Source organism: Allorhizobium sp. GW101-3B10, from assembly GCF_059424725.1.
On the sequence record NZ_JBWKZR010000001.1, the window covers coordinates 996786 to 1021787 of the forward strand.

General features: G+C 64.5%; 27 protein-coding genes and 1 pseudogene. 12 read left to right on the forward strand and 16 right to left on the reverse strand.

The features are described 5' to 3' along the window. The first annotated feature begins 3 nt into the window (after positions 1 to 3). The gene (locus tag AC07Y0_RS04745; RefSeq protein WP_498675023.1) at positions 4 to 1329 is read left to right on the forward strand and encodes an NAD(P)/FAD-dependent oxidoreductase; all 1326 of its coding nucleotides are present in this window, start codon (positions 4 to 6) and stop codon (positions 1327 to 1329) included. A 63-nt stretch (positions 1330 to 1392) separates the two neighbouring features. Next, on the forward strand, positions 1393 to 1740 hold the full coding sequence (locus tag AC07Y0_RS04750) for a cupin domain-containing protein (protein WP_498675025.1): 348 nt from the start codon (positions 1393 to 1395) through the stop codon (positions 1738 to 1740). A 34-nt stretch (positions 1741 to 1774) separates the two neighbouring features. Here the strand turns inward: AC07Y0_RS04750 and AC07Y0_RS04755 are convergent, their stop codons facing one another. Beyond that, entirely contained in the window at positions 1775 to 2845 is a 1071-nt protein-coding gene (locus AC07Y0_RS04755) for a LacI family DNA-binding transcriptional regulator (RefSeq protein WP_498675028.1), read from the reverse strand. 228 nt (positions 2846 to 3073) lie between these two features. Here AC07Y0_RS04755 and AC07Y0_RS04760 point away from each other — a divergent pair, with 228 nt between their 5' ends. From AC07Y0_RS04760 to AC07Y0_RS04775, 4 genes are read left to right on the forward strand one after another with little or no spacing between them, the layout of a single operon-like run. Beyond that, positions 3074 to 3910: an ABC transporter substrate-binding protein gene (locus tag AC07Y0_RS04760; RefSeq protein ID WP_498675029.1), complete on the forward strand. Its 837-nt coding sequence runs from the start codon at positions 3074 to 3076 to the stop codon at positions 3908 to 3910. Positions 3911 to 3970: 60 nt separating this feature from the next. Further along, positions 3971 to 5479: an amino acid ABC transporter permease/ATP-binding protein gene (locus AC07Y0_RS04765; protein ID WP_498675031.1), complete on the forward strand. Its 1509-nt coding sequence runs from the start codon at positions 3971 to 3973 to the stop codon at positions 5477 to 5479. A 19-nt stretch (positions 5480 to 5498) separates the two neighbouring features. After that, entirely contained in the window at positions 5499 to 6506 is a 1008-nt protein-coding gene (locus AC07Y0_RS04770) for a Gfo/Idh/MocA family protein (protein ID WP_498675032.1), read from the forward strand. 44 nt (positions 6507 to 6550) lie between these two features. Then, positions 6551 to 7681, forward strand: a complete 1131-nt coding sequence (locus tag AC07Y0_RS04775; RefSeq protein WP_498675034.1) for an NAD(P)/FAD-dependent oxidoreductase — start codon at positions 6551 to 6553, stop codon at positions 7679 to 7681. Between the two features lie 118 nt (positions 7682 to 7799). On the opposite strand, the gene AC07Y0_RS04780 is transcribed toward AC07Y0_RS04775, so the two are convergent. The 3 genes and pseudogenes from AC07Y0_RS04780 to AC07Y0_RS04790 form a co-directional block, all read right to left on the reverse strand. Beyond that, positions 7800 to 8060, reverse strand: a complete 261-nt coding sequence (locus AC07Y0_RS04780; RefSeq protein WP_498675036.1) for an IS1096 element passenger TnpR family protein — start codon at positions 8058 to 8060, stop codon at positions 7800 to 7802. Continuing rightward, positions 8026 to 8209, reverse strand: a pseudogene (locus AC07Y0_RS04785) (site-specific integrase); the annotation flags it as partial. The gene AC07Y0_RS04780 and the pseudogene AC07Y0_RS04785, both read right to left, overlap by 35 nt. A 66-nt stretch (positions 8210 to 8275) precedes the next feature. Continuing rightward, positions 8276 to 8593, reverse strand: coding sequence for a hypothetical protein (locus AC07Y0_RS04790; protein ID WP_498675038.1), 318 nt, complete (start codon positions 8591 to 8593; stop codon positions 8276 to 8278). A 145-nt stretch (positions 8594 to 8738) separates the two neighbouring features. Between AC07Y0_RS04790 and AC07Y0_RS04795 the strand changes: the two genes are divergently transcribed. Continuing rightward, on the forward strand, positions 8739 to 9005 hold the full coding sequence (locus AC07Y0_RS04795) for a DUF2188 domain-containing protein (protein WP_028735661.1): 267 nt from the start codon (positions 8739 to 8741) through the stop codon (positions 9003 to 9005). On the opposite strand, the gene AC07Y0_RS04800 is transcribed toward AC07Y0_RS04795, so the two are convergent. Together AC07Y0_RS04800 and AC07Y0_RS04805 are read right to left on the reverse strand one after the other, a co-directional pair. Beyond that, positions 9002 to 9478 carry a bleomycin resistance protein gene (locus tag AC07Y0_RS04800; protein ID WP_498675039.1) on the reverse strand — a complete coding sequence of 159 codons (477 nt, stop codon included), beginning with the start codon at positions 9476 to 9478 and terminating at the stop codon, positions 9002 to 9004. The genes AC07Y0_RS04795 and AC07Y0_RS04800 overlap by 4 nt on opposite strands. 10 nt (positions 9479 to 9488) lie before the next feature. After that, complete coding sequence (locus tag AC07Y0_RS04805) at positions 9489 to 10382, reverse strand: LysR family transcriptional regulator (RefSeq protein ID WP_498675041.1); 894 nt, start codon at positions 10380 to 10382, stop codon at positions 9489 to 9491. A 101-nt stretch (positions 10383 to 10483) separates the two neighbouring features. On the opposite strand from AC07Y0_RS04805, the gene AC07Y0_RS04810 reads away from it, so the two are divergent. Both AC07Y0_RS04810 and AC07Y0_RS04815 read left to right on the forward strand, forming a co-directional pair. Next, positions 10484 to 11509, forward strand: a complete 1026-nt coding sequence (locus AC07Y0_RS04810; protein WP_498675043.1) for an NAD-dependent epimerase/dehydratase family protein — start codon at positions 10484 to 10486, stop codon at positions 11507 to 11509. Next, positions 11506 to 11913, forward strand: a complete 408-nt coding sequence (locus tag AC07Y0_RS04815) for a DUF6220 domain-containing protein (protein ID WP_498675045.1) — start codon at positions 11506 to 11508, stop codon at positions 11911 to 11913. The genes AC07Y0_RS04810 and AC07Y0_RS04815 overlap by 4 nt, the downstream gene beginning before the upstream one ends. Positions 11914 to 11956: 43 nt before the next feature. Here the strand turns inward: AC07Y0_RS04815 and AC07Y0_RS04820 are convergent, their stop codons facing one another. The 4 genes from AC07Y0_RS04820 to trxB all read right to left on the reverse strand — a co-directional run bounded on the left by AC07Y0_RS04820 (position 11957) and on the right by trxB (position 15691). Next, positions 11957 to 13057 carry an alkene reductase gene (locus AC07Y0_RS04820; RefSeq protein WP_498675047.1) on the reverse strand — a complete coding sequence of 367 codons (1101 nt, stop codon included), beginning with the start codon at positions 13055 to 13057 and terminating at the stop codon, positions 11957 to 11959. A gap of 61 nt (positions 13058 to 13118) precedes the next feature. Further along, on the reverse strand, positions 13119 to 13412 hold the full coding sequence (locus AC07Y0_RS04825) for an ArsR/SmtB family transcription factor (RefSeq protein WP_498675049.1): 294 nt from the start codon (positions 13410 to 13412) through the stop codon (positions 13119 to 13121). Between the two features lie 387 nt (positions 13413 to 13799). Beyond that, positions 13800 to 14696: a LysR family transcriptional regulator VtlR gene (locus AC07Y0_RS04830; RefSeq protein WP_454746473.1), complete on the reverse strand. Its 897-nt coding sequence runs from the start codon at positions 14694 to 14696 to the stop codon at positions 13800 to 13802. 20 nt (positions 14697 to 14716) lie between these two features. Further along, positions 14717 to 15691 (reverse strand): thioredoxin-disulfide reductase, encoded by a 975-nt coding sequence (gene trxB, locus AC07Y0_RS04835; protein WP_498675052.1) that lies wholly within the window; start codon positions 15689 to 15691, stop codon positions 14717 to 14719. A gap of 227 nt (positions 15692 to 15918) precedes the next feature. On the opposite strand from trxB, the gene AC07Y0_RS04840 reads away from it, so the two are divergent. After that, on the forward strand, positions 15919 to 16386 hold the full coding sequence (locus AC07Y0_RS04840; RefSeq protein ID WP_454748813.1) for an Lrp/AsnC family transcriptional regulator: 468 nt from the start codon (positions 15919 to 15921) through the stop codon (positions 16384 to 16386). 25 nt (positions 16387 to 16411) lie between these two features. On the opposite strand, the gene AC07Y0_RS04845 is transcribed toward AC07Y0_RS04840, so the two are convergent. Both AC07Y0_RS04845 and AC07Y0_RS04850 read right to left on the reverse strand, forming a co-directional pair. Beyond that, positions 16412 to 17497, reverse strand: coding sequence for a glycosyltransferase family 29 protein (locus AC07Y0_RS04845; RefSeq protein ID WP_498675055.1), 1086 nt, complete (start codon positions 17495 to 17497; stop codon positions 16412 to 16414). Continuing rightward, positions 17494 to 18537 carry a polysaccharide pyruvyl transferase family protein gene (locus tag AC07Y0_RS04850; RefSeq protein WP_498675057.1) on the reverse strand — a complete coding sequence of 348 codons (1044 nt, stop codon included), beginning with the start codon at positions 18535 to 18537 and terminating at the stop codon, positions 17494 to 17496. The genes AC07Y0_RS04845 and AC07Y0_RS04850 overlap by 4 nt, the downstream gene beginning before the upstream one ends. A gap of 160 nt (positions 18538 to 18697) precedes the next feature. Here AC07Y0_RS04850 and AC07Y0_RS04855 point away from each other — a divergent pair, with 160 nt between their 5' ends. Continuing rightward, entirely contained in the window at positions 18698 to 19621 is a 924-nt protein-coding gene (locus tag AC07Y0_RS04855; RefSeq protein WP_498680174.1) for a WaaZ-like lipopolysaccharide core biosynthesis protein, read from the forward strand. On the opposite strand, the gene AC07Y0_RS04860 is transcribed toward AC07Y0_RS04855, so the two are convergent. The 4 genes from AC07Y0_RS04860 to AC07Y0_RS04875 all read right to left on the reverse strand — a co-directional run bounded on the left by AC07Y0_RS04860 (position 19579) and on the right by AC07Y0_RS04875 (position 23753). Further along, positions 19579 to 20772, reverse strand: a complete 1194-nt coding sequence (locus AC07Y0_RS04860) for a capsular polysaccharide export protein, LipB/KpsS family (protein ID WP_498675058.1) — start codon at positions 20770 to 20772, stop codon at positions 19579 to 19581. The genes AC07Y0_RS04855 and AC07Y0_RS04860 overlap by 43 nt on opposite strands. A gap of 11 nt (positions 20773 to 20783) precedes the next feature. Further along, positions 20784 to 21836, reverse strand: coding sequence for a glycosyltransferase family 4 protein (locus AC07Y0_RS04865; protein ID WP_498675060.1), 1053 nt, complete (start codon positions 21834 to 21836; stop codon positions 20784 to 20786). A 22-nt stretch (positions 21837 to 21858) separates the two neighbouring features. Next, the gene (gene greA / locus AC07Y0_RS04870) at positions 21859 to 22335 is read right to left on the reverse strand and encodes a transcription elongation factor GreA (protein WP_498675061.1); all 477 of its coding nucleotides are present in this window, start codon (positions 22333 to 22335) and stop codon (positions 21859 to 21861) included. Positions 22336 to 22523: 188 nt separating this feature from the next. Then, the gene (locus AC07Y0_RS04875; RefSeq protein ID WP_498675064.1) at positions 22524 to 23753 is read right to left on the reverse strand and encodes a T6SS phospholipase effector Tle1-like catalytic domain-containing protein; all 1230 of its coding nucleotides are present in this window, start codon (positions 23751 to 23753) and stop codon (positions 22524 to 22526) included. Positions 23754 to 23874: 121 nt separating this feature from the next. Here AC07Y0_RS04875 and AC07Y0_RS04880 point away from each other — a divergent pair, with 121 nt between their 5' ends. After that, complete coding sequence (locus AC07Y0_RS04880) at positions 23875 to 24915, forward strand: endonuclease/exonuclease/phosphatase family protein (RefSeq protein ID WP_498675065.1); 1041 nt, start codon at positions 23875 to 23877, stop codon at positions 24913 to 24915. Positions 24916 to 25002: the final 87 nt, after the last annotated feature.

Below are 25002 nucleotides of genomic sequence, written 5' to 3' on the forward strand. Positions count from 1 at the left end.
ACCATGGCGGCCTTTTCGCCCTTCGACGTCACGCTCTGGTATGCGACGGCAAGACCCGCACCCCGGACCGAGCCTCTGGCCGCTGCGGCGAAGGCCGATGTCTGCATCGTCGGTGCCGGCTATGCGGGACTGACGACGGCGCTCGAACTCGCCAAGGCCGGCGTCAGCGTCGTGGTGCTGGAGCGCGAAGAGGCGGGCTTTGGCGGTTCGGGTCGCAATGCCGGCCATTGCACGCCGACCTTCACCCACTACAGCCTGCCCGAACTGAGGGACATGCTGGGCGAGCCTTGGGCGGAGCGGCTGATCGAGCGACAGACCCGGGCAAATGACCGCGTCTCGGCGATGATCCGCGACTACCAGATCAACTGCGAATGGGTGCAGAACGGCTATGTCATGGGCGCGCCGCACAGGGGCGCGCTCGACGAGATCAGGCACAAGGTCGAGACCTACAATGCGGTGGGGGCACGGACCCGCCTGATCGGCCGGGACGAGGTCGCGGCGATCACCGGCAGCCCGCGTTTTCACGGCGGATGGCTGCACGAGGAGGCGGGCCATCTCAATCCGCTGAGCTATGCCCGGGGCCTTGCCGGTGCCGTCCTGCAGGAGGGCGGCAGGATCTTCACCGGATCGGCGGCGCTTTCCTGCGACCGCCATGCCGGCGGCGGCTGGGAGGTGAGGACGGAGCAGGGCCATGCGATCGCCGACAAGGTCATCTTCACCACCGGCGCCTACACGGTCGGCGGCTGGCCGAAGCTCGACCGCACGTTCAAGATCCAGCGCGTCTTCGTCGCCGCGACCCAGGTGCTCTCTGAGGAGACGCACCGGACCGTCCTGCCGCGCAACACGACGATCCACGACGGGCGCGGCGACATCTACGTCTACAAGTACAATGCCGAAGGCCGGATCGTCGCCTCGATGTTCCCGATGGGAAGGCGCGGCCGCGATATTGCCTATACGCGCCAGGTGATGAGCGATCGGCTGAAGTGGCTGCATCCGCAGATCCACGAAGAGATCCGCTGGGAGTATTTCTGGTTCGGCGAGCTCGACATGCAGTACCGCACGGTGCCGCGTTTCTACGACCTGGCGCCCGGCGTCGTGGCGCTCACGGGTCTGTCGGGCCGCGGCGTGCCGACCGGTTCGATGCTCGGCTCGATCCTGTCGGAATGGGCGCTCGGCAAGCCGCAGAACGAACTCGCGCTGAAGCTCGAGCCGCTGGCCGCAGCACCCTTCTACATGAATTTCGGCCCCGCGCTGACGCTTCGCTACTACCGACTGCGCGACAACCTCCAGACCCGGCTTTCCGGAGCGGACCTGCCGCCGCACGCCTGACCCTTCACCTCGAGAAGCCCGCCGCCGCGCGGGCCGACACCACGGACAACCAAGGAGACTGCCATGAGCATGCCGATCTACAACATTGCCGACGACATCGACCTGACCCCCGCCATGCCGGCCGAGGGGCGCGAGGGCGGTTCCTATCGCCGGGCGATCTGGCAGGATCCGATGGAGAACGGCACGATCGTCGCGGTGTGGAAGGCCGAGCCCGGCATCTACAACTATCCGGGCCGTGATCTCGAAGAGACGTTCGTCGTCGTCGAAGGCGAGGCGATGTATGCGCAGGCGGAGGAGGAGCCGGTGAAGATCGGCCCCGGTTCGATCGTCAGCATCGCCAAAGGCGTGCCGAGCCGTCTGGAGATCCTGTCGCCCTTCCGCAAGCTCGCAACCGTCGTTCCGAAGCCCTAAAAGGCTCCGCTCGCCGACGCGCCTGGCGGAACGTCTATGCGGGTGCGTCGGCGACGGAGGCGCGTTCCACCAGGTCCGTCTGCAGCACGATGCGCGTCGCCGGCGCTTCGTCTCCGTTCATGCGCTCGACCAGCAGCCTGGCCGCCGTCTCGCCCAGCTTATAGACCGGCTGACGCACGACGGTGACCGGCGGCGTCGTGACCGAGGTCCAGTCGGCGTCGTGGAACGACACCAGCGACAGATCGTGCGGGATGCGGATGCCAAGCTCGCGGCAGAGTTTGAAGACTTCGAGACCGATCACGCTGTCGGAGGCGATGATCGCCGTCGGACGCTGTGCCGAGGTGAGCATGGCCTCGACGATGCGATGGGTATGCTCCGGCGTCGTCGCGCCGACATGCACCCAGTCTTCGATCCCTTTGAGGCCGGCCTCCCGGCAGACACCGAGAAAGCCCTCGATGCGGCGGCGCACCGAGCCCGTATTGATGTCGGCCGGCGTATGAAAGCGGTGGTCCGGGGTGTCGCAGGCGGTGAGATAGGCGATGTGCTTGTGCCCGCGCGCGATCAGCCGGCGCGTGATGCCTTCCGCCGCATGCCGATCGTCGGCGACCACCGTGTCGACGCCGAGCATCTCGCTGCCGCGGTCGAGCAGCACCATCGGCCGGCCGGAGCGCGTCGCTTCCCTCAGATGGTCGATATCGCTCTCGCGGGCCGGAGAGACGATCAGGCCGTCCACGCGCTTGGCGAGCAGCGTGCGGATCGCGGCCTTTTCCGTTTCCGCGTCCTCGCCGGAATTGATCAGGATGACGGTGAAACCCGCCTGCCGGGCAATGTCGGTAATGCCCCTGACCGCGAGGCTGAAGAACGGGTTCTCGATGTCGCCCACCACCACGCCGATCGTGCCCGAGCGTCCCGTGGTCATGCTGCGGGCCAGTTCGTTCGGCCGGTAGTTGAGGGCGCGGGCGGCGGCGGTCACGGCTTCGCGCACCCGTTCGCTGACGGTTCCGTATCCGCCCAGCACACGGGCGGCCGTCGCCTTCGAGACGCCCGCCATGCGTGCGACATCGGCCACTGTGACGGACGTATTTCGGGGCGGGCTCTGTTCCATGAGCGGTAGCCTTACAAGAGATATTGACGATTGGCAAATGCGTCTATAACAATTGGCAAAAGTCAAAGAGACCGGTCTCTTTCAATTTGAGACCGGTCTCTGAGGTAAGAAAAACAAGTGCCGACATGCGAACTGCACGGGCCGGACGGGCGGGTTTTGCCGCCTTTCGGATGGGACCCGTGCGCCCTGAAGACCTCGCAGACAAGATCACCAGAGGAGACGAAACCAATGCAATTCATCGAAGCCTTCAATGCCCCCTTTGCCCGGATGCGTGCGACCGCCGTCGCGCTTGCCTTCGGCGTGCTGGCCGGTGCCGCAATCCCGGCGCTTGCCCAGGACAATCCGCTCGGCCTCATCGACCCCGCCGTCATCAGCGTCGGCACGATGGGGGACGCCAAGCCCTATGCCTTCACCACCGCCGACGGCAATTTTTCCGGATTTGACATCGAGCTCTTCCTCAACATCGCCGAGCGCCTCGGCTTCAAGAAGGACCAGGTGATCTTCACCGGGCAGGAATTCTCCGCGCTCATGCCCTCGGTCGCCAACGGCCGCTTCGATGTTGCGGCGGCCGCCATCGGCACGACCGACAAGCGCAAGGAGACCGTCGACTTCTCCGATGGCTATCTCGCGGGCTTCCTCACCGTGCTGACGCCGGATGCCGGCATCACCGACGCCGCGAGCCTCAAGGGCAAGCGTCTCGGCGTCGTGCAGGGCACGCTGCAGGAAATCTATGCCGAGAAGAATTTCACCGGCGCCGATCTGGTGAAGTTCCCGGACAACAACTCCGCCATCTCCGGGCTCAACAACGGCACGGTCGACGCCCACTTCCTCGACTACGAGGCCGCCAAGGACTATTCCGCCCGCTATGCCGACCTGAAGGTCGGGGTCAACATTCCGAGCTTCGACGCGCCGGCCGGCTTCGTCATCTGCAAGGGCAATGACGCGCTGCGCGAAGCGATCAACAAGGCCCTGCATGAAGCCATGCAGGACGGCACCTGGAAGACCCTGCACGAAAAATGGTTCCCCGGCACGCCGATGCCGGATTCGTATCTTCCCAAGCAGTGATGCCGCCTTGCCGGTCCGACCCTGTCGGTCGGACCGGTCTTTCCTCCAAGGGATTTCCTGATGAACTGGCTCGAAAACCTGCGCCGCAGTTTCCTTGACTGGAACGCGATGGCCGAAGTGCTGCCGACCATGATCACCGTCGGCCTGAAGAACACGCTGATCCTTGCGGCCGCCTCGACGGTGCTGGGCGTCGTCATCGGCATGGTGCTCGCCATCATGGGCATTTCCCGCTCGGCCTGGCTGCGCATTCCCGCGCGCCTCTATACCGATATCTTCCGTGGCCTGCCGGCCATCGTCACCATTCTGCTGATCGGGCAGGGATTTGCCCGCATCGGCCGCGAACTGTTCGGCCCCTCGCCCTATCCGCTCGGCATCCTGGCGCTCAGCCTGATCGCCGGCGCCTATATCGGCGAGATCTTCCGTTCCGGCATCCAGAGCGTCGACCGCGGCCAGATGGAGGCCTGCCGGGCGCTGTCGATGAGCTACGGCCAGGGCATGCGGCTGATCGTCGTGCCGCAGGGCGTGCGCCGCGTGCTGCCGGCGCTGGTCAACCAGTTCATCGGCAACGTCAAGGATTCCAGCCTCGTCTACTTCCTCGGCCTGCTGGCCTCCGAGCGCGAGATCTTTCGTGTCGGGCAGGACCAGGCGGTCGTGACGGGCAATCTTTCGCCGCTGCTTCTGGCCGGCGTGTTCTACCTCTTCGTCACCGTGCCGCTCACCCATGTCGTCAACGCCATCGACAATCGCCTGAGACTGGGCAAGCAGCGTCCTTCGGCCGTAACCAGCGGGCTGGAGGAGGTCAGCGAACTCGACGCCGCCGCCCGCGCCTCCGGGACCGCCTTCAAGGGCGGCAGCCTCGACGTGCGCAATCTCGGCATGGCTTATGGCGACCTCGATGTGCTCAAGGGCGTCGATCTTTCGGTGAAGCCGGGCAGCGTCACCTGCATCATCGGTCCGTCCGGCTCCGGCAAGTCGACGCTGCTGCGCGGCCTCAACCGTCTCGTCGAGCCGAAGAGCGGCGACATCCAGATCGACGGCGAAAGCATCCTGTCGATGAAGCCCGAAACGCTGCGCCGACGGGTCGGCATGGTCTTCCAGCACTTCAACCTCTTTCCCGACCATACGGCGCTCGAAAACGTCATGCTGTCGCTGACCAAGATCAAGGGCTTGCCTATGGCCGAAGCCGAGCGCATCGCCAAGGCGCGGTTGGCCGATGTCGGGCTGGAGAGCCGGCAGCATCACCGCCCCGGCGGCCTTTCGGGCGGCCAGCAGCAGCGGGTGGCGATCGCCCGGGCGCTCGCCATGGAACCGGAGGTCATCCTGTTCGACGAGGTGACGAGCGCGCTCGATCCGGAACTGGTCAAGGGTGTCCTTAACCTGATGGCCGACCTTGGCGGACGCGGCATGACCATGGTCGTCGTCACCCATGAAATGGGCTTTGCCCGCCGGGTCGCCGATCAGGTCGTGTTCATGGACGAGGGGCGTGTGGTGGAAGCCGGCACGCCCGGGGCGATCTTCGACAACCCGCAGAGCCCGCGTCTGCAGCGCTTCCTTGCGGAAGTGCTTTGATGGCGCAGAGGAGAGCCAGATGACAGCAACGATCAGATGGGGCGTGCTGGGCTGCGCCGGCATTGCCGCCAAGGCGGCCATTCCCGCCATCCAGTCCAGCCGCCTCGGCCGGGTGACGGCCATCGCCTCGCGCGATGCCGGCAAGGCAAGCGACATGGCGGCCCGGTTCGGCATCGCCAAGGCCTATGGCCGGTACGAGGACCTGCTGGCCGATCCCGAGATCGACGCGATCTACAATCCGCTGCCCAATCATCTGCATGTGCCCTGGACGATAAAGGCACTGGAGCAGGGCAAGCCGGCGCTCTGCGAGAAACCGATCGCGCTCGACGCAGCAGAGGCCATGACGCTGGCCGACGCGCAGAAGGCCACCGGCCTGCCGGTCGCCGAAGCCTTCATGGTGCGTCATCACCCACAATGGAAGAAGGCGCAGGCGCTGGTGGCGGAAGGGCGGATCGGCGAGGCGAGGGCGATCCAGACGATCTTCTCCTACTATCTCGACGATCCTGAGAACGTGCGCAACCGCGCGGATATCGGTGGCGGCGGCCTGTTCGACGTCGGCTGCTACGCCATCAATACCGCCCGTTTCCTGTTCGGCGCCGAACCGCTGCGGGCGATCGCCCTGGTGGAGCGCGATCCGGTCTTCGGAACGGATAGGCTGACCAGCGGTCTGCTGGCGTTTCCGCAGGGCAGGCAGCTCGCCTTCACCTGTTCCACGCAACTTGCCCTGACGCAGATGGTCACGGTGCTCGGCACGCGCGGACGCCTGGAAATCCCCATTCCCTTCAACGCGCCGGCCGATCAGCCTAGCCGGCTGATCCTCGACGACGGCCGCGATCTTGCCGGCGGCGGGCGCGAGGAGATCGCCATCGCGGCGGTCGACCAGTACCGCGAACAGGCCGACGCCCTCTGCGAAGCCATTCTCTCGGGCAAGCCGCTCGACACGGGACTGGGAGATGCGATCGCCAACATGAAGGTGATCGACGCGCTCTTCCGCTCCGCCGTCTCCGGCCGCTGGGAGCAGCCCTGAGACGTCCCGACCATTTCCATGACCCACCGATCGAAAGACATCCCATGACAGACAACAGCATCTCTTCGGCCGTCATCATCGGCGCCGGCATTTTCGGCGTTTCCACCGGCGTTCAGCTTGCCCGCCGCGGCATCAGGGTCACCATCCTCAATGATGGCCCTCCGGCCAACGGCGCGTCCGGCCGCTCGCTCTCCTGGCTGAACTCGGCGCGCATGCGCTCGGAGCCCTATCACCGCCTGCGCATGGCCGGCATCGATCGCTACCGCACCCTTTTCGCCAAGCACCCCGATACGGACTGGCTTCGGTTCGACGGCGGCCTGACCTGGGACGCCGACGACGAGCGCAACGAGATCGACGCCGCCTACCGCCACGAGGTTTCGCTTGCCTATGACGCACGGCGCGTCTGCGCAGCCGATGTCGCCGAGGTCACGCCCGGTCTCGACGCAAGGGCGATCACCCGCCAGGGCGCGATCTTCAATCCCGGCGAGGGCTGGGTCGACCTTCCGGTCCTGATCGGCATGCTTCTCGAAGAGTTTTCCGCTCTCGGGGGCGTGGTGGTGACGGATCAGGGCGCGGCCAAGGTTCTGGTCGAGGCCGGCCGGGCCGTCGGTGCGAAAACCGCCACCGGCCGACACTTCCTCAGCGACGCCGTCGTGGTCGCAACGGGGCCGGCGGTGCCGCGCATGGCGGCGGACAGCGGCCAGGTGATCGGCGATGACACCCCGATCGCCCTGCTGGTGCAGACCAAGCCGTTCTCCCACCCGCTGCGCGCCGTCCTCAACACCCCGCGCGTGGCCGTGCGGCCTGCGCCCGGCGGCACCTTCTCGCTCGATGCCGACTGGGCCGCGGACGAAGGCGTGAAAGCGCGTCCCGACGGCGGCTACGACATCGACGAAGCCGTGGTTGAGGCGCTGCTGGCGGAGGCGGCCAGGGTGATGAAGGGCAATCCGAGGCTCGAGGTCGCCTCCGTCGGCGTTGGCGGCAAACCGATCCCCGGCGACGGCGAACCCGTGGTCGGTGCGCTCAAGGCCATCCCCGGCTACTACGTCGCCTTCAGCCACAGCGGCGCGACGCTCGGCCTGATCGTCGGCGAACTGCTCGCCTACGAGGTTGCGACCGGCAAGGAACATACCATGCTTGCGACCTTCAGGCCCGAGCGTTTCGCGTCACTATAGACTGTCCCGCCAGGCCTGGGCGAGCGAAACTCGAACTGCTGCAGGCCCGATTGATTGGCGCGACGTAGCCATCCTGCTGTAAGCATCCGGCGTAGGCCACGGATGGGCCGGCTTCCCGTCAGTGGCGTTTGTTCTGGCTTTTTGCGTAGCCAGCTTCTCCGAGGGTTCGGCGGCGCGCGAGTTTGGCTATCCGATCATTGATCGTATCGACGTCAATATCTTCCGGCTCGAAGCGACCGCCGTACCAGTCCACGACTTCGCGGTGTTGCGCATGTCGAGGCTTTGCCATTGCTTCGAGGAAGTCCTCGAAGCCGGGCAAGCCGCCGACATCTTCCGGCCGCGGCGCCGGTCGCCGCCGCGCCATTGCTGGGCCATCCATTCGGCCGTCACGCGCGTGGGCATGGACTTGACGGACAGAATGAGGCGACGCGTGCCGCGCCCGTTGCCATCGGGGAGGTTTTCCTGCCTCCCGGTCTTCTCGACCCGCTTGAAGGCCTGTCGGATGGCTGTGTCGGAAAGGCTTGCCATAACGATTTCTCCGATCCCAGTTCGCCAGAGCGCGGGTCGCTGAAAATTGCGAAAAAACGTTATTATTCAATGCGTTCGCGCGTGAAAATCGGTGACGGAAGAGGGCTGAGTGGGACGGTTGTTCATCATGATGGCGAGGATCAGCACCTCGACCGCCACCGCCGACAGCGTCAGGATCATCGTGCCGTAGGGATCGCCGACCTTGACGGCGAGCACTTCCGCATGGTGGGCGACGCGCAGCGATGCCGCGACGATGGCGGCAATCGGCGCAGCAGCCGCGGCGAGCGACACGACCGTGCCCATGGCGAGGATCTCGTGTTCCAAACTGAATCCGAAAACTGCCATAAGGATCGGAAAGAGAAGGATCTTCTCCTGTCTCAGCATGGACGGCTCCTGTGCATTGCGTACCGCCCCTTACGGGCGATGGGCGGGAACGGTCGGGCGGATGGAACTGTTCCGCCCCGCTTCGGGTTTGCGGATTGGTGCGCTTGATGCGATACTAAGCCCAAGCATAAGAAAGGAGGACAGAATGACCAAGGTTGCCTACGAGATCGTTCCCCATGACGGGGGATGGGCCTACAAGCTCGGCGACGTTTTCTCCGAAAGCTTTGCCAGCCACGACGAGGCCCTGGAGGCAGCACGTATCGTCATGCAGGAACAGCAGGTCGGCGACGAGCCCGTCAAGATCAGCTATCAGGACGAGAAGGGCAAGTGGCACTACGAGGTCAGTGACGGCGGCGACCGGCCGGAAGTCGAGATCGTCGATCGCTACCAGTCCGGTGAAACGCCGGCCTAGCGGATGCTGCGGAGGCCGATCGACTGGGCGAACCGGATCAGATAGCCGTCAGGGTCCTGCACGAGGAACTCCCGTGAACCGGTTTCCTCTGTCTCGCCAACGCGATACCAGCTTTCGCTCGGTTCTTCGAAGGGCGGCCAATCCAGTTTGCGAAGGGCTTCAAGTATGGATTCGAGGTCGTCGGTGGCGATCTGGAAGTTGATGCCGCGGCCGTACGGCCGTTCGAGCGGTGCCGTCCGCCAATTGCCGTTGATTTCACACAGCATGACCTGCGCACCTTGGCGCTCGAGGTAGGCAAACTTCGCCTGCCGCCGTTCGTAGGCCACGCGAAAGCCGAGCCCGTCGCACCAGAAGGCGAGGCTCGCCGCGATGCTGGTGACGTCGAGTTCGGGCACCAGCGGTGCAAAGCCGCCGGTAGGGCCGCTGCCGGTTCCCGCTGACGCGTCGCGCTCGGCACGTGAAAGCTCGGTCATCCAATTCTCCTCATCGGGAAACGTAGTCGAGCAGCCCGGCGACCAAGGCGTCGAAGGTGACGCGACAGCGGGCCGCCGTCTTCAAGTTCTCATGCATGACGACATAGGTTTCCAGCGACAGCTCGATCGCCTCTGCCAGGACCGGAACCAGGTTGGGATCGCGCCGGGCAAGCGTGTTCTGGCACATGCCGATGCCGCCGGCTGCCCGGATCATGGCCATCTGGGCGAGGTTGCTGTCGGTGCGCATCGTGAAATGGATGTCGGCGAGCTTGGGCTTGTCCTTGAGAATCGCCCGGATATAGGCGAGCTGCCGGTCGAAGCCGATCAGCCGGTGGGAGGAGAGCTGATCGAGCCCTGTCGGCGTGCCGTGGCGCTCGAGATAGCGGTGGTGCGCGTGCAGTCCGAGGGGGATCGCGCCGATCCGGCGGCTCACCAGTGCCCCCTGCGACGGCGGCACCATGCGCACCGCGATATCGGCCTCCTGGCGCAGCAGATCCTCCACGGCGTCCGAGACCGAGAGTTCCACATTGAGAGCGGGATGCCGTTCCTGAAGTTCGGCTATGATGGGCGGCAGGACTTCAATGCCGATCACCTCGCTGGCGCTGATGCGTACCGTACCGGTGACGCTGCCGGGCTGGCCGCTTGCAGCACGCGCCAGGCTGGCTGCGGTGGCCGCCATGGTCTCGGCATAGGGTTTCATCTGCTGCGCGGTTTCCGTCGGCAGCAGGCCCTGCTGCGAGCGCAGGAAGAGCGGCGCGCCGGAGAGCGCTTCCAACGCATCAATGTGCCGGCCGACGGTTGGCTGCGTCAGGCCCAGGTCCCGGGCGGCGGCCGACAGCGACCCCTCGCGCAACACGGCGAGGAAGGTGCGGTAGTAATCCCAGTTTGCGTTCAGCTCACCCATTCAAATATGTATAGCAAGTCAAGATAAATAGGCAATTCCGTATGGAGCGTCTGCAAGCGATATTCCGGTCATCGCAACATGCCGGACACAGGAGATACGTCATGACCCAGGAATTGATGCAATTGCCGCTTGCCCTCGTTCTCGGCGCCACCGGCGGGATCGGCGGCGCCATGGCCCACAAGCTTGCCGCCCGCGGCTACCGCGTGCGCGCCATGCACAGGAATGCCAGGGAGATGGCGCTGCGCCATCCGCAGTTCGAATGGGTGCCGGGGGACGCCATGCGCCGCGAGGACATCGTCAAGGCTGCCCAGGGCGCCAGCCTGATCGTCCATGCCGTCAATCCGCCGGGCTATCGCAACTGGGGCGAACTGGTCCTGCCGATGATCGACAATACGATCGCTGCCGCCGGCGCAGTCGGCGCGCGGATCGTCATGCCCGGGACGGTCTACAATTTCGGGCCCGATGCCTTTCCGCTGATCGACGAGGACAGCCCTCAGAACCCGCAGACCGCCAAGGGCAGGATCCGTGTTGCCCTCGAGCAGCGTCTCGAGGCGGCAGCCGGGCGCGGTACACCGGTGCTGATCGTGCGGGCCGGCGACTTCTTCGGCCCCGGTGCCGGCAACAACTGGTTTGCGCAGGGGCTGATCAGGCCGGGAAAGCCGGTTACCTTCGTCACCAATCCCGGCAAGCGCGGCGTTGGGCATCAATGGGCCTATCTTCCGGATGTCGCCGAAACCATGATGCAGTTGATCGAGCGGGCCGACAAGCTTCCGCCGTTCGCGCGGTTCCACATGGACGGCTTCTTCGATGCCGACGGAACCGAAATGGCGGCGGCGATCGGCCGGGCGACCGGCAAGCCGGATCTGAAGATCAAACGCTTTCCGTGGATGGTGGTCCGGCTGGCTTCGCCGTTCGTGCCGTTGTTCCGGGAACTGGCTGAAATGCGCTATCTGTGGCGCCAGCCGATCCGCATGCGCAACGCCCGGCTGGTGGCGATGCTCGGAAGCGAGCCGCAGACGCCGATCGACGAGGCTGTGCGGGCGACGCTGTCATCTCTGGGGTGTCTCGACAAGCCCGCCGCGGCCTCGTCGGTCGCGCCGAGCCTCGCTCGTGGGAGGGCGGCATGAGTTCCGTTTCGACCATCCAGCCGGCCCGCGTCAGCGCCGGCGTCCGCCTCATGTCCGCCGCGTTGGTGGTCGGGATCTGCGGGCAGTTCTTCCTGGCGGGGCTGTCGATCTTCTCCGATGCGGCCCTGTGGTCGCTCCACGGTGCAATCGGCGGCGGCCTGTCGCTGCCGGTCATCGGTTTGCTGGCGCTGTCGCTGGCGAGCCCTTCGGCGCACCGCTATCGCCGCCACACGGTTCTGCTGTTCTGCCTCTATTGCCTGCAGGTCCTGCTGGTCGCCCTCGGACGCGAGCTTGGCCTTGCATTTGTCTCCGCGCTGCATCCGGTCAACGGGCTCTTCATGATGGGGGCGGCTGTCGGACTGGTGAACGAGGCGTTCGGCGGGCAGGGCGACCGCAGGGCCTGAAAGGAGAAACCCCGGCGATGGGCCGGGGTTCCTGCTGTCAGACTCAGGCCATTTTCGGATAGTTCGTGTAGCCGTCGGCTCCGCCGCCGTAGAAGGTCGCGCGGTCCGCCTCGTTGAGCGGCGCGTTTTCCTTCAGGCGCTGCACAAGGTCCGGATTGGCGATGAAGGCCTTGCCGAAGGAGACCATGTCGGCCCGGCCGGAGGCGACCGCATTAATCGCCATGGCACGGTCATAGCCGTTGTTGACCATCCAGGCCGCCTTGCCGCCCTTGGCGCGATAGGCCGCCTTGAAGCCTGCCCAGTCGAAGGGAAGGTTGTCGCGCGGTCCGCCGGTGGCGCCTTCGATGACGTGGATGAAGGCGAGATCATAGGCCGCAAGCTTTTCGGCCAGATGATTGAACAGGGGCTGCGGTTCGGGGTCCGAGACGTCGTTGGCGGGGGTGACTGGCGAGAGCCGGATGCCGGTGCGCTCCGCGCCGATTTCCTTGACGATCGCATCCACGACTTGGAGGGCGAAGCGCGTGCGGTTCTCGATCGAGCCGCCATAGGCGTCGGTGCGGGTATTGGAGTTCGAGCGCAGGAACTGGTCGATCAGGTAGCCGTTGGCGGCGTGGATCTCTATCGCGTCGAAACCGGCGTCGATCGCGGCGCGGGCGGCGCGGCGATAGTCCTCGACAATGCCCGGTATCTCGTCGAGCGTGAGGGCCCGCGGCTCGGAAGTCTCGACGAAGCCGCCGGTGCCGTCCTCGTGGACGATATAGGTCTTGGACTTGGCGCGGATGGCCGACGGGGCGACGGGCTGGCCGCCATTCGGCTGGAGCGAGGTATGCGACACGCGGCCGACATGCCAGATCTGGGCGGCGATGTGGCCGCCGGCAGCATGCACGGCGGACGTCACGCGCTTCCAGCCTTCGATCGACTCCGGGAGGTACAGGCCGGGCACCTGGGCATAGCCCTGGCCCTGATGGCTGATTGGCGTCCCCTCCGAGATCAGCAGGCCGGCCGTGGCGCGCTGTTCGTAATAGGTGACGTTGAGATCGTTGGGGACGGCACCCGGCGAGCGATTGCGGGTCAGCGGTGCCATGGCAATGCGGTTTGAAAGGGAAATGTTTCCGATCTCGATCGGATCAAAGAGACTGGTCATGAAGATCTCCAGAAAGGCCGGTGAATTGGGAGGAGGGCACCGGCTGGTCGAATCTGGGGCTTCAGAGCATCTTCTTCAAGGCTTCGAGGAAGGCGCTGATCGTGTCTTCGTTGCGGCGGTACAGAACCCATTGGCCGACGCGGGTCGAGGAGATCAGGCCCGCGCGCTGCAGGGTCGCGAGATGGGCGGAGACGGTCGACTGCGACAGGCCGCAGCGTTCGAACTGGCCGGCGCTCACGCCCAGCGCCAGGGGCTGGAGCTGCGCGGAGAAATGGCGTTCCGGCTCCTTGAGCCAGTTCAGCATTTCGATGCGAGCAGGGTGTGCAAGCGCTTTGAGGGTATCATCGAGATTCATCAGCAGTCGTCCGTATCGGTGTATGCCGTTTCACATATGGTAGGATTGGGGACCGTCAACTCACGGTCGCGTGAAAGAGCATGCAAAGATGTCCAATTTTGGGACATTCTGACGCGCAGGATTTCGCGGTGCTGCATCGGGCGGAAAGCGACCATCCGTCATGTGCGCAAAAAAAGAGGGCCGCCGGATTGCTCCAGGGCCCTTTAATTATGAAGGTCAAAAACCTCCAGAGGGGAACAGCTGATGCGGTGGAACTGGGAGGAAAAAGCCACCATGTGCATCAACTGAGTGCGATATAGTGGTTTTTTGTGCAGTGAACAATGCTTTTTTATGCATTGCTGGCATGCGCTGACCGCAGGCCTTAACCTTTGGCTCCGCAATCGGCCCCTAGAAGTTCCAATTGCGGGCCTTTGCCACGATGAAATCGCGGAAAGCCTTCAGTTTTGCTGCGTTCTTCATTTCGTCCGGGTAGCAGAAATAGGTGTCGAACGACGGCACGTCGGCACTGGTCACCAGCTGCAACAGACCCGGATCGCGGCCGACGATGTAGTCGGGCAGCATGGCGATGCCGATTCCCAGCAGAGCGGCGCGCTTGATCGAGGTCAGGCTGTTGATCTGCAGATGCGGCTGGCGCGGATTGTCCGACGTACGCCCGGCCACTTCCAGCCAGTTTACGTCGAGCAGGTAGCCCGGTGCCGGTTCACCGAAGGTGATGATGCGATGGTTGTCGAGATCTTCGATCGACTGCGGCTCGCCGTAACGGTTGATGTAGGAGGGGGCCGCGTAGACGTGCATGTGCACGGTGAACAGCTTGCGCTGGATGAGGTCCGACTGCTGCGGCTGGCGAAGGCGGATGGCGCAGTCGGCATGGCGCATGTTGACGTCCAGCTCCTCGTTGTCGAGGATCAGCTGGATCGACATGTCGGGATAGAGCTGGAGGAATTCCTGGATCTTGTCGGTGAGCCAGCCCTGGCCGAGGCCGACGGTCGTCGTGACGCGCAGCTTGCCGCTCGGCTTTTCCGTCGTCTCGGTCAGCTGCATCTTGACCGTTTCGAGCTTTAGCAGCACGTCATGGGCGGTGCGGTAGAGCAGCTCGCCCTGTTCGGTCAGGATCAGGCCGCGCGCATGGCGGTGGAACAGCTTGACGCCGATCTCCTGCTCCAGCGCGCTGACCTGACGGCTGATGGCCGACTGGGACAAATGCAACCTGTCGGCCGCGTGGGTGAACGACCCCGCTTCCGCCGCCGCGTGAAAAATGCGCAGCTTGTCCCAATCCAAAGGCATGCCGCCCCCTCTCTTTATCGTTATTCCGCGGCTTCGGCCCGGACCGGCGCGGCTGACAGGAAGCGTTCGGCCTCGAGAGCTGCCATGCAGCCCATGCCGGCGGCGGTGATCGCCTGGCGATAGATGTCGTCGGTCACGTCACCCGCGGCAAAGACGCCCTCGATGTCGGTGGCGGTCGAATCCGGTGCGGTCCACAGATAGCCGTTGGCCTTGAGCTTCAACTTGCCCTTGAACAGTTCGACGGCCGGCGCATGGCCGATGGCGACGAAGACGCCGTCGATCGGCATTTCGGTGACGGTACCGTTCTGGGTGTCGCGCAGCTTCACGCCGCTGACGGACGGCGGCATCGGCGGCTTGGCCGGGGCGCCGGTGATTTCGGCGACCTCGGTGTTCCACATCACGCGAATATTGTCCTTGGCGAACAGGCGTTCCTGCAGGATCTTTTCCGAGCGGAACGAATCGCGGCGGTGCACGACGGTCACCGACTTGGCGATGTGCGAGAGATAGAGCGCCTCTTCGACTGCTGAATTGCCCCCGCCGACGACGATGACGTCCTTGTTGCGATAGAAGAAGCCGTCGCAGGTGGCGCAGGCCGAGACGCCGAAGCCCTGGAAGTGCTGTTCGCTCTCGATGCCAAGCCACTTGGCCTTGGCGCCGGTGGCGATGATCAGCGTGTCGGCGCTCCAGACTTGGCCGGAATCGGTCCTGGCGGTGAAGGGACGGTGCGACAGGTCGACCTCGGTCACCAGGTCGTTGACGATCTCGGCGCCGACATGCGTCGCCTGCTTCAGCATCTGTTCCATCAGCCATGGCCCCTGGATCGGATCGGCGAAGCCCGGATAGTTTTCCACGTCGGTGGTGATCATCAGCTGGCCGCCCTGTTCCATGCCGGCAATCAGGACGGGCTTCAGCATTGCGCGGGCGGCGTATATCGCTGCGGTATATCCGGCCGGGCCGGAACCGATGATCAGCACCTTGGTATGGCGGGCAGTCATGGCTAGTCCTTTCAAAGCGTAGCAGAGGGAGGGGCGATATAAGGCCGCGCGACGCTTGTTTGTAGCCTCATTTATGAATGGTCCATGCATTTATTCAAGGTCAGCTTTGCAATACCAACAAGGCAGTGGCGAAGCGCGGCAATTTTTGTGCTCGTCTCCGACAGATTCTTGCTTATTGGCGCGATTCAGCTAGATATCGGGATCATCATCCCATGAAAGGTCGATCCCTGGTGAGAGCCGAGCTGGACGCAATTGATCTGAAGATCCTGCGGGAACTGCAGCGCGACGGTCGAATGACCAATGTCGAGCTGTCCGAGCGCGTGGGCATTTCGGCGCCGCCCTGCCTCAGGCGCGTGCGCAAGCTGGAAGAGGCGGGCATCATCGAAGGCTATCACGCGATGCTCAATGCCCCGAAGCTGGGCTTTGACCTCGTCGCTTTCTGCATGATCGGCCTCAAGCATCAGTCGGAAAGCAATCTCAAGGCCTTTGCCGCGGCCACCGACGGCTGGCCGATGGTGCGCCAGGCCTGGATGGTGTCCGGCGACAGCGATTTTTTGCTGCATTGCGTGGCGGAGAACCTGACCAAGTTCCAGGACTTCGTCATCGAGGTGCTAACCGCCAACGAGCACGTCCACACGGTGCGCACCATGCTGACCATCCGCCAGGTCAAGAAGGCCGGTCTGGTGGAGATCTGAGCGTCAGGCGCGCTGCGGGACCTACTCAGCGGTGCAAGGAAAAGCGGTTGTCCATTTCGAGCAGTTGCTGGACCCAGACCTCTTCGGAGCCGAAGTCGTGGGGTGTCGTCTCGCGCGTGTGCACGCCCGAAAGCGACAGGCCGCTGAAGAAATCGAAGCCATAGAGTTCGACGCTGCGGCAGTTGGATCGCACCAGAAGATCGATCACCATGGCACCGGTCGAGGGACGGCTGCCTAGTCGTTCGGCGAGCCGCTGGTTGCCGGCCTTGGTGTTCATGAACACCTGCGGCCAGCGGAACAACCAGGATGGCAGGCGTTTCAATTTCGGTGACATCCAGAGAATGAGCCGGGCGCCGCGCTCGCGGGCCACGTCTTCCGGAATGTCGATGCTGGTGGCGATCCAGTCGGTACGCGTTCCATGCGAGCGGGTGGTGATGATCGGCGCGCGGTTGCAGCGGATGACGATGTCGTTTGCGTCGATCGCCATGCCATAGGTCTTTTCCCGAAGGCTGACCGCATTGCCGACCAGCGCGACGGACTTGCCGTTGAGCAGGTGCGACAGCAGTCGCTCGGACATGAAGCCGGCGCGCTTGACGCGAAAATGCTGCAGCAGCCGACCGGGCAGGGAGCGGATGCGGCTGGCGAGCTTCATCATCTTCAAGGCCTTGCCCAGGCGCTTTCGCACGGCCGGCCCGGGCGCCCAACTGAGGAATATCACCTCATGCGTCTCCACCTCCGGCAATCGGCTGACGTCTGGAAAATGCGCCGCCAGACGGTCGCGCCACCATTCCGGCCGTTCGATGATGCGGTTGACGTTGACCCCGGCCTCATCGAGTTTCAACGAGAAGATGGTCGATACGACGAAGATCTGGTGCGTACCGCCACGCTTCCGGCTCTCGATCAGGGCGTTGAGCACGGCTGGTTCCGCCTTTTCCAGCTCGTTTACCGAAACCACCAGAGTGGCTTCGGTCGGTGCGGGGCCGGCCGCAGGGTGCGCGATCGGTAGTGCTGCGATCTGCCGGGCGGCGATGCCTTCGCCGTGAAGCGTCAGGCGGGCGGCACCGAGTGAGTGGGCAAGGATGCCGGCAATCCTGGCATAGGCATTCTTCATGGCTTTGCGGCTCCGGCGGTCTTGGACCTGGCAAGGGCGAGCAGGCTGTCGAACAGGTCGTCGGCCCCCTTGCGTGCTGCGGCAAGGCCGGTCGCGACGGTCTCGCGCTCCTGCGGGGTGAAGTCGAAGCGCTCGTTCGCTTCGATCCGGCGCCGGGCCTCATCGAGCGTGACGATGCGCTCGGCGCCGAGGCCGAAATCATGGAGCAGGGCGGCGATCTTCCAGGAATTCGATTCGAGCGCCAGGAAGGGCGTGCCGGTCGCAAGGCAGAGACAGACGGCGTGGAAGCGGCCACTAAGATGCAGGTAGCCGGACTGCAGGCTCTTGAGGAATCCGGCCTCGGAGGTGTTGAACTCGGTGTGCCGGTGGCGCCAGCCGAAGAGCGTGGCGTGCAGGTCGATATAGGCCTGGCGCAGCGCCCGCAGGGGCGGCGGATAGTGGGGCTTGGGCGGCTTGATCGAGGTGAGGATCGGCAGATAGCGCGCATCGTCTCGCTGGTCGGCAAAGGCCAGCAGCTGCCGGCCGACATCCCGATTGACGGAATCGCCGACCAGCAGCCGATCGCGCCGCGCCGTTCCGGGCGTCGCGATCGCTCCCTCGGTCAGCGAGAGATCGGGCACGAAGCCGACCTTCCGGCCAATCGCCTTTTCCACTTCGGCCGCACTCCACGAATCGCGCGTCGAGATGAGGTCGATACGGGCAAGGCGCTCGTTCCAGGCCGGTGGATTGTCCTGATAGACCGCATTGATCAGCGCCACCGGCGTCGCGCCGCGGGCCGGGTGGGCGACCACGTCGAGCAGTCTCACACCCTGCTTGCTGCCGTGGTGCAGCGTGCCCTCGCCATTGATGACGATGAGGTCGGCGGCGCGCATGGCGTTCAGGAAAGCCTCGTCGCGCTTCCAGTCGTTGCGCACCAGACTGGTCGCGGCGATCTCGATCCCGCGGGCCTCGAGGTTCTGCTCGATGATCCGCATCACCCGCATGCAGCCGAAATGGTTGTCGCCGCGGGTGTCGTTCAATATGACGGCTTTGAGTGGCAAGGGATCGATCTTTCGCGTATGCCGGAATGGCCGTCTCTGGCAGGCCATGCTTGGATTGGCGAGCATTTAGGCCGAGAGGCGCGGCACAATCAAGTTTCTTGGCAGGGCGCTGATGCGTGACTGTCCGGTGCGGTCCGGGAAGGAGAGAACGGCGTTGAAACTGAAATCGGAGCGCCCGCTCAAGCGTTCGATCGTCAAGCTCGCTGCGACCGTCTTCCTCGGCAAGGCCTGGGCGCATGCGCAAAACTGGCTTCCGGGGCTGGAACTACGCCTCCCCACGACGCCGCTGGGCGAGGGGGCAATCCTGTACAAGGGCGAGCGGTTCGCTGCGCTTCATCATGCCGATCTGCTGCGCAAGACTGCGCATGAGACCATTCATATCGTCGGTTCGGGACCTTCGATCGCGGGCGTCGATTTTTCGAGGGTTGCACCCCATGAGGTGATCCTGCTCAACGGCGCCATCAACCTGATCGGGACGCGCATCGGTGCGCCCCTGGCGGTCGCCATCGAGGACGAGCGCTTCATCTGGCGGCATTTTCCGCTGATGCGCGAGAAGATCAATGCCGGGACGACCTGCCTCCTGTCAGTGGGTGTCATTCGGGCAATCTGCGAGACGGATCGGGGCTGGCTCGCCGACAAACGGGTCATTCTGATCGACGATGTCCGCAAGCCCTATCGGGTGCGGCGGCGTTCGGACGAAGACCTCAAGCGCCTGGACTTTGCCGTACTCGCGGACAATGGCGCCGGGTTTTCGCGCGATCCGTCGCGGGGCGTGTTCCAGGGCGGCTCGGTCGCCGTGTCGGCGCTGCAGTTCGCCGCCTTTTGCCGGCCGGCCATCATCGGCCTGTTCGGCATCGACATTTCGAATGCCGGCGAGCCGCGTTTCTACGAGAAGGCCGGCGATACGGCAGGGTCGGGCATTGCCGGAGCGGCGGGGCGCATCGTCGCGCATTTCGCGCTCGCACGCCGGGTCTGCGCCGCGGATCGCATTGAGATCCTGAATTTCTCGCCGGTCTCCGCCCTGATCGGCGCGGGTTTCCCTTATGATCCGCGCTTCGCCTCAGCAAAGGCCGCGACCGCCTGACCGTGCCGATCCGTGCCGGCCAGGCGGGCGGCGATCATGCCAGGCAGGCGGGGATCGGGGTTCTTCAGCTCGCCCTGGAGCAGGAAGACGTTCTGGATATAGCGGATGACCCGTTCACGCAGGTCCGCGTCGGGTGACCAGCTGTCGAGCAAGCGGAAGGCGGTGAGCAGGTCCGCGGCATTGCCGGCCTTCAGCACCAGTCCCTCGATGTCATAGGGCGCGAGGCCGAGGGTGATGACCTTCTTCTCCAGCAGCACCGATTCGAGACCGACGGTCGAGTTGACCGTGATCACCGCGTCGGCGCCCTCGATCAGCGCCTGCGTGTCGTGGTGGTTGGCGAAGTGGATGCGCGGATGCGGCGTGACCTCGGCGCGGATCGACAGCGGAAAGCTCGGATGCTCCTTGATGACGAATTGGCTTTGGCCTTCCGCCTCGGCGAGCCGGAAAATCTCGTCATAGAGGTGGCGCATGTCGCGGATCCACGGCGACAGCGCCAGGATCTGCATGTCGCTCGGAACCTGGAAGGGAACGAAGACATAGCGGCCGGGCAGGGCGGCCGGGCCGTCGTCCTTCAGCTTGGACGCACGCTTGACCAGTGCGGTCGGTTTGTCGCCCAGTTCCGCGGGGCTGAAGGCACGATAGAAGTCGGGATCGCGCGGCAGCGAACTCTGGTGGTTGATGCCGTGCGGGTCGCATTGCAGCGTGGCGGGAAAGAATCCCTTCTCCAGGAAGACCATGCGACGTTTCTCGCGGGTTGCCACGGCGGCCAGGATCGAGTCCGGCATCAGATAACCGTTGAACACGACGACGCTGGCCTGCGGGTCTTCCTCGAGCCGCGCCTCGAAGGCGGCGGCGATCAGGCGGCACTGAATGCGCGTTCCCTTGCGATAGATCCAGGCGACCAGCGGATTGGAAAACACCGCGCGGAAACGGATCTGCCGGCGCTTCAGGTTGCGCTCGGCCAGTTCGTCGAGCACCGGCCCGCCATTGACGAGGACCGTGCGCAGCAGGCCGGAAAAGCCCTTGCGTTTCAGGACGATCTTGACGGCGCTCTTGAGGTCGGACGGCAATGCGGCGACACGGTCCTGGAAGCGCGCGACGAAGCCGCGTACGTGGCTGGTCCGGCAGACGATGAAATCCCTGTTGCCCATGGCGCGGTCCGTCAGTTCTCGAGGAGAAGCCGGTTATAGACCATCTCCAGCGCCGTCGCTTCCCGCACCAGGGCGAAATTCTCGACCACATGGGCGCGTCCGCGCCGGCCGGCCTCAATCGCCTCGTTCGGGTCGGCGAGATAGCCGGCGATCGCGTCGCGCAGGCGCTCGTATTCGCCGGCGGGCACGACCTTGCCCGTTTCACCTTCGGCGATCAGTTCGGCATAGGCGCCGGCATCGCTGGCGACGGACGCGGTGGAGGATGCCATCGCTTCGAGCGGGGTGAGGCCGAAGCCTTCGTTGCGCGAGGGTGCGACATAGAGGGTGAGCCGCCGGTACCAGGGCCTGATGTCATCCACCTCGCCGAGAAAGACGATGCGCGACGACAGGCCGGCAGCCGCGATCTCGGCCTTCAGCTGGTCGGCGAAAGCCTTGTTGTCCGGCGTCACGCGTCCGCTGATCACGGCCGTCCAGTCGGGATAGCGCGGCAGGAGCTCGATCATGGCGTGCACGAAGAGGTCCGTGCCCTTCTGGTGGCGCACGCGGCCGAAACAGCCGACCAGATATAGTCCGGGAAGGCCGGTTGCGGCGATCGTGTCGTCGGCACCGTCTCCCGGATGGAAGCGGTCGATGTCGACGCCGTGCCGGATCACCGTATGCGGCACTTCGAGGAACGAGCCTGAGCGGGCGCTCGTGGCGACCACGGCATCCATCTTCGCGATCAGCCAGCGGGTATAGGCGGTGTGGCGACGCTGGGCGGCCGAGGTGAACAGCAGCTTCAGCGGCATGCGCAGGACGTCGCGCAGCAAAAGGCCGAACAACATCTCGTTGTTGCGGCGGGCGTGCCAGACGCGGTGGCGGGCGGATTTCGGCCGGGGCCAGAGCGCCGGCAATTGCCACCACGCCATGCGCGGCAGGTCGTCCGGCAGGCCGGGGCCGAGCGTGACGATGCCACGCCCGAGCCGTCGCTGTTCGGGGATGAGCTGGACGACGGTCGAAGTCACGCCGGAGAGGCGCCGCTTGAAATGCGGCGCGATCACCGTGATGTCGTGGAGGGGAGGCAAGGGGGAAGCCTTCCGGGCGGGATCAGCCCCAGTGGATCGCGAGGATCTCGTAGGCCTTGGAGCCGCCGGGTGCGACGACTTCGATGTTGTCACCGACTTCCTTGCCGATCAGGGCACGGGCGATCGGCGAGGAGATCGAGATGCGGCCGGCCTTCACGTCGGCTTCCTGGTCGCCGACGATCTGGTAGGTCTTGTGCTCTTCGGTGTCCTCGTCGATGAGCTTGACGGTCGCACCGAACTTGATCGTGGAGCCGGACATCTTCGACAGGTCGATGACTTCGGCGCGGGCAATCAGGTCTTCAAGCTCGCCGATACGACCTTCGTTATGGCTCTGGGCTTCCTTGGCGGCGTGATACTCGGCGTTTTCGGAAAGGTCGCCATGGGCGCGCGCTTCGGCGATCGCCTCGATGATGCGGGGGCGTTCTTCCTGTTGGCGCCAACGCAGTTCCTCGTTCAGCTTCGTGAAGCCGGACTGCGTCATCGGTACCTTTTCTACCATGTCATTTTCCTTCGCATTTCATGCCCGCTTGGCGCTGGACATAAAAGAAAACAGGTCCCGAAGCGAAGCCACGGAACCAGTTCAAATCAACGATCAAAGAACTATAGCAGATAGGATCGCGCAATTTCCAGAGGTTTAATTTTTCCTTTCGCAGGAACCTCGAGCGGGCAGCGCCGCGCGGTGGCCGGTCACGGCTCGATCCGGTAGTTCTTCGGCAGGTTGCGGGGGCGATAGGGACCGTCGGATGGCATTCCGTTCAGCCGATCGACCACGGATCGGTGGATCAGGGCATCTTCCGGAATGAAGCGCGGATCCGAGAGCGGCAGATATACCCCACCGCCCTTGCCGCCGTGGCGCCAGGACGAGGAGGGGATGCGACGCGGCAGATATTCGACCAGTCGCCAGACGAGGTTCATGGAGTCGTGTGCTCTGGCCATCGAATCGGGCTCGACATAGGCCTTCTTCGGATTCTTGCCGAGCACGACCTCGTTGACGGTGAGTGTCGCATAGTCGAGTCCCATGGCCTTCGTCTCCTCGATCATCCAGGCGAGCGGAAGCTTGATAAGTGCGCTCTCTTTTTCGGGGTAGCCGCCGCCGACATCGCCGTGCACGCCGGTGAACCACACCTCCTTGACGTCCTGCGGCACCACGGGCTTGTCCTTGGGCGGCCGGAAGGGGCTGCCCCAGAAGGGCTGGTCGGGAACCCAGGGTTCGGCGCGGTACATGGTCCGCTTCTCGTCGATGGCGACGGCATGGCGCACCCGCCGGACGCTCGGATTGCGGTGGGTGAAGGGGTGGGTCTTGAGTTTCAGGCCGACCCTGCCGGATTCGATCACCGAGGCGACGGTGTCGAACAGGCCGAGCAGCTCAATCGCAGGGCGGTAGCCCTTGAGCGTGCGCTCGTAGAGCCGCATGTCAGCAAAGGCGGAATTGCCTGCCTCGTCCTCTCCATCGGCCGTCGTCTTGTGCTCGGAAATGCCCTTGTAGGTGCGGTAGGCATAGTCGACCAGGTTCAGCTGCTGCGGCCGGATCAGGCCGAGACTGTGGATGAAGCCGGCGAGAACCCTTGCCGTATAGGCGCCACGGCTGAAGCCGAAAAGATAGATCCGGTCGTCCTCGCCGATTCTCTTACCGTCCTTGTCGCGCGGGGCTGCCTGGTAGTTCTCGACGATGAAGCGATAGGCCTGCTTGACGTTGGCGTCGATGCCCCAGCCGGTGGCAAGGCCCCAGATCTCGACCGCCTTGCGCCACCAGCGCGACCAGGCATTGTCGGCGCCGAAGGTGCCGACGCCGGGATCGTAGTAGACGATCTGTTCTTCGGTACGGCGCAGCGTGCCGAACAGGCGCAGGATATTGGTGCGGTCGGCGGCGATCTCGTTCGAGGTTCCGTCGAACAGAAGAACGATGTTCTTGCCCATGGTCTGCCCCCGTCATCGTAGCGCATCGAAGCTATCACAGCCGTGTCATGTTTACAATTTTAAGTGGATGCCGCAGTCTTGCGACATCCTGTCGAGGATTGCGGGCAAGGGGAGGACGAGCATGCCTGATCTGAGAGTGGCCACCTTCAATCTCTACCATTTTGCTGCGCCGGGCATCTTCTGGCACGAGCGCAAGGCGAATGCGACCTACACGCCGGAGCAATGGGCGGCGAAGCTCGCATGGATTTCGGGCATGCTGGCAAAGATGAACGCCGATGTGGTCGGTTTCCAGGAAGTGGTTTCCGACGAGGCCCTGAGGGTTCTCACCCAGGCGGCCGGCTATCCCTACTTCTTCAAGGCGGCGCGCGCGATCTTCGATCCGGACGACCCGGAGGTTTATGTCAACGCTACGGTGGCGATCGCCTCGCGGCTGCCTTTCACCACGGTGAACGACCTAGCCGGTGTCGCCGGCATCCCGGCCGACACGGTGATCGACCAGAGCTTCGGCTTCTCGCGCGTTCCGGTCGAGGCCGTCGTGCAGGTGCCGGGCATCGGTGAGGTCATGGTCTATGTCTGCCATCTGAAATCGCAGGGCGCCTTCGTCGATCCGGACGAGATCGACGCGATCGGCGACTGGGCGGACAAGGTGAAGCGCTACTATGCGCTGAGGGCCATGGCCGGCGTCGACCAGGTGGCCAAGCGGGCCGCCGAGGCGGCTGCGCTCTACCGCACCTTCCGGCGCACGATTGACGTCGATCCCGACGCGGCCGTGATCCTGCTCGGCGACATGAACGAGGATCCCGAATCCCACACGCTCGGCATCCTGACGCAGGGCGAACGGGTGTTTTCCTGGGGCAGCGTGGCCGGGGATGCGATCCCGGAGGAATTCGCCCATCTGAAGCACGTCTTCAAGCTCTACGACGCCTGGAATCTCGTGCCGAACCAGCAGAACACCCGCCCGGTTACCCACGTCAGCGCCAGCCACAGCTCGGTTCTCGACTACGTGATCCTGTCGAACGGCCTCAATCCGAAAAATCCGCGGCGACACGGTACGGTGAGCAAGGTCGAGGTGTTTGATGCGCATCTCTTCGACGACTCGGTGCGCGGCGTCGTGTCGGACCATGCTCCGGTCGTGGCCACGATTACCGGTCCCGCCGTCTGAGGGGAGGCTGGGCGAGGCGCTTATCATAGCGCTTCGCCCAGCACCCACCCGCGCATCGGCAATGCGGCGTGGTCCGGTGCTTTCTTC

Excerpts from the sequence above, each read along its gene's own strand:
- AC07Y0_RS04755 (WP_498675028.1), bottom strand. The coding sequence starts at position 2,845 with ATGGAACAGAGCCCGCCCCGAAATACGTCCGTCACAGTGGCCGATGTC.
- AC07Y0_RS04830 (WP_454746473.1), bottom strand. The coding sequence starts at position 14,696 with ATGCCTTTGGATTGGGACAAGCTGCGCATTTTTCACGCGGCGGCGGAA.
- AC07Y0_RS04815 (WP_498675045.1), top strand. The coding sequence starts at position 11,506 with ATGAGTTCCGTTTCGACCATCCAGCCGGCCCGCGTCAGCGCCGGCGTC.
- AC07Y0_RS04800 (WP_498675039.1), bottom strand. The coding sequence starts at position 9,478 with ATGACCGAGCTTTCACGTGCCGAGCGCGACGCGTCAGCGGGAACCGGC.
- AC07Y0_RS04795 (WP_028735661.1), top strand. The coding sequence starts at position 8,739 with ATGACCAAGGTTGCCTACGAGATCGTTCCCCATGACGGGGGATGGGCC.
- AC07Y0_RS04825 (WP_498675049.1), bottom strand. The coding sequence starts at position 13,412 with ATGAATCTCGATGATACCCTCAAAGCGCTTGCACACCCTGCTCGCATC.
- AC07Y0_RS04760 (WP_498675029.1), top strand. The coding sequence starts at position 3,074 with ATGCAATTCATCGAAGCCTTCAATGCCCCCTTTGCCCGGATGCGTGCG.
- AC07Y0_RS04765 (WP_498675031.1), top strand. The coding sequence starts at position 3,971 with ATGAACTGGCTCGAAAACCTGCGCCGCAGTTTCCTTGACTGGAACGCG.
- AC07Y0_RS04810 (WP_498675043.1), top strand. The coding sequence starts at position 10,484 with ATGACCCAGGAATTGATGCAATTGCCGCTTGCCCTCGTTCTCGGCGCC.
- AC07Y0_RS04820 (WP_498675047.1), bottom strand. The coding sequence starts at position 13,057 with ATGACCAGTCTCTTTGATCCGATCGAGATCGGAAACATTTCCCTTTCA.
- AC07Y0_RS04880 (WP_498675065.1), top strand. The coding sequence starts at position 23,875 with ATGCCTGATCTGAGAGTGGCCACCTTCAATCTCTACCATTTTGCTGCG.
- AC07Y0_RS04775 (WP_498675034.1), top strand. The coding sequence starts at position 6,551 with ATGACAGACAACAGCATCTCTTCGGCCGTCATCATCGGCGCCGGCATT.
- AC07Y0_RS04805 (WP_498675041.1), bottom strand. The coding sequence starts at position 10,382 with ATGGGTGAGCTGAACGCAAACTGGGATTACTACCGCACCTTCCTCGCC.
- AC07Y0_RS04845 (WP_498675055.1), bottom strand. The coding sequence starts at position 17,497 with ATGAAGAATGCCTATGCCAGGATTGCCGGCATCCTTGCCCACTCACTC.
- AC07Y0_RS04875 (WP_498675064.1), bottom strand. The coding sequence starts at position 23,753 with ATGGGCAAGAACATCGTTCTTCTGTTCGACGGAACCTCGAACGAGATC.
- AC07Y0_RS04750 (WP_498675025.1), top strand. The coding sequence starts at position 1,393 with ATGAGCATGCCGATCTACAACATTGCCGACGACATCGACCTGACCCCC.
- trxB (WP_498675052.1), bottom strand. The coding sequence starts at position 15,691 with ATGACTGCCCGCCATACCAAGGTGCTGATCATCGGTTCCGGCCCGGCC.
- AC07Y0_RS04790 (WP_498675038.1), bottom strand. The coding sequence starts at position 8,593 with ATGCTGAGACAGGAGAAGATCCTTCTCTTTCCGATCCTTATGGCAGTT.
- greA (WP_498675061.1), bottom strand. The coding sequence starts at position 22,335 with ATGGTAGAAAAGGTACCGATGACGCAGTCCGGCTTCACGAAGCTGAAC.
- AC07Y0_RS04860 (WP_498675058.1), bottom strand. The coding sequence starts at position 20,772 with ATGGGCAACAGGGATTTCATCGTCTGCCGGACCAGCCACGTACGCGGC.
- AC07Y0_RS04770 (WP_498675032.1), top strand. The coding sequence starts at position 5,499 with ATGACAGCAACGATCAGATGGGGCGTGCTGGGCTGCGCCGGCATTGCC.
- AC07Y0_RS04780 (WP_498675036.1), bottom strand. The coding sequence starts at position 8,060 with ATGGATGGCCCAGCAATGGCGCGGCGGCGACCGGCGCCGCGGCCGGAA.
- AC07Y0_RS04745 (WP_498675023.1), top strand. The coding sequence starts at position 4 with ATGGCGGCCTTTTCGCCCTTCGACGTCACGCTCTGGTATGCGACGGCA.